2 protein-coding genes are annotated in these 1,964 nt (G+C 65.2%); both read left to right on the top strand.

Annotated elements, in window-relative coordinates:
- On the top strand, positions 1–219 hold a 219-nt coding region (locus PY310_RS21390; protein ID WP_275216640.1), incomplete at its 5' end, for a hypothetical protein.
- A gap of 195 nt (positions 220–414) precedes the next feature.
- The gene (locus tag PY310_RS21385; RefSeq protein WP_275216639.1) at positions 415–1,773 is read left to right on the top strand and encodes an IS110 family RNA-guided transposase; all 1,359 of its coding nucleotides are present in this window, start codon (positions 415–417) and stop codon (positions 1,771–1,773) included.
- Positions 1,774–1,964: the final 191 nt, after the last annotated feature.

Below are 1,964 nucleotides of genomic sequence, written 5' to 3'. Positions count from 1 at the left end.
GGCTTGTATCTCTTAAGTACCCCTGTTGACGTGGGGTGGTCGTCGTTTACGGTGGCCTTGGGAGGGGCCGGGGTGGTTCCGGTTTTCGGCTGGGCGTCATGGCTCGTGAAAGAGATCGTCGCCCCCGGCCTGTCTTCCAAGCAGACCCGATTGAGGGAATTGGTGGCCGGAAGAGAACGGTGCGCAGCACCGGGTTTCGTCCGGGCGGGCACCGAATGACTCACAAGCGCGGGAACTGTATCCGACGCTTCCTCAGCAGTTGCGGGCGTGTGAGGGAGGTCGCCGCCGGCGCTCAGAACAGTGCATGACGGTTCTCCCCAAGGATGGGCCAAGCCCGGCCTGGTGACTCGGCTGGTGGACCGGCAAAGACGGGTTGTCCCATCGCACGTATTCGATGCGAGGAGGAGAACCATCATGCAAAATCAGGATAAACCCGCGGCGATCGTCCGGGCAGTGGCGGGTATCGACGCGGCCATCACGGCACGCCATCATATCGCGGTGCGGGAGTTTTTCGACGACGGAACAGAACACCTAAGCCGTTTCACGGTCGACCCGACACTAGCCGGGTTGGAGAGACTCTCGGCGCGGCTGGCCGCAGTTCCTGCACCTGTGACAGCGGTCGTGGAACCGACCTCGATGACCTGGCTGGCGCTGGCCCTCGCGGTCGAACGGGCCGGCGGCAAGATGGAAATGATCGGCGCCCGCCACTCCTCGCGGCTGCGCGGAGCCATCATGGGCAAGAACAAATCCGACGTCATAGACTCCGAAGTCCTCACGCACGTCGGCGAGATCTTCGACCCACCACCCCTGGTACTGGCATCCCCCGGGCAGTTGGCGCTGCGGCGGGCCGTGGTCCGCCGGGCCGGCGCCGTGATTGACGGCAACCGGTACTGGCGGCGGCTGCTGTCACTGGCGAGGTGGGCCTTTCCCGATGTGTGGACCGCGTTCGCCGGTTCCGAGTCAACGGCCCTGGCCGTGCTGGGCCGCTGGCCCCACCTCCGGTCCCTAGCATCTGCACGCGCTGCGACCCTCACGGCTGTGGTCGCCGAGCACACCCGTGATGTCGCCGACACCCCCGCCCGCGCGACAGCGATCAAGACGGCAGCACGGGGATGGGCAGACTTCTGGGACGGACATCTGGACCTGGACGCGCTGGCCGTCGACGTGATGGAGCACCTGACTGACCTGCAGGAGTCCCGGGCAAGGGTGGATCGCTTCACGTCGCATGCACGGCAGTGGTGGGAGCAGCTCTACGGCGATGACCCGCTGATCCTGTCCCTGCCCGGCGTGGGCCCGGCAACCGGTCCCTGCATCCGCGCCTACTTTGGCGACGGATCCGGGTTCGACAGCGCCAAGAAAGCAGCCAACTATGTCGGCATCACCCCTTCAAACTGGTCCTCCGGAACGATGAACCAGTCTCGCCGGGCCATCAGTAAGGAAGGACCGGCACCCCTGCGCCTGGCTTTCTACCAGGCCGGCAGCGTCGCCCGGACCATGGATCCCCAGCTGGCCGCGTTCTATCACCGGCTCATGACCGAACACGGCCACTGCCACACCCAGGCCACCATCGCAGTCGCCAGGAAACTGGCCGAAAGGACCTGGAAAACCCTCACCACCGGGCAAATGTATGAGCTGCGAGACCTCGAAGGCCAGCCGGTCACCAAACGGGCCGCGAAAGAACTCATCGCCTCCCACTACACCGTCACACCCAAGCAACGCAGCCAGTCGCGGTCCCACACGATCGAAGCAAAACGGGCCCGCCTGACACGGTAAATCGCGACCAGTAACATTTGTCCGGCCGGCCACTGGCGACCTTCCGCCTCACCAGCCCGGGGGTGCAAACCAGCGGCCCTACGACCGGCCCCGTCCCGATGGACGCACATCCCGTCACCGCGGAACACAGGTGACGGTGCACTCACCCTGCCTGCCGTCCAGAGCCAAAAAAGCATTGACAAGCGTTAGGG

Source organism: Pseudarthrobacter naphthalenicus (genome assembly GCF_029076445.1).
Taxonomy (GTDB): domain Bacteria; phylum Actinomycetota; class Actinomycetes; order Actinomycetales; family Micrococcaceae; genus Arthrobacter; species Arthrobacter naphthalenicus.
Note: the sequence above shows the minus strand (reverse complement) of the source record. Positions and strands in the feature narration are given on the sequence as shown.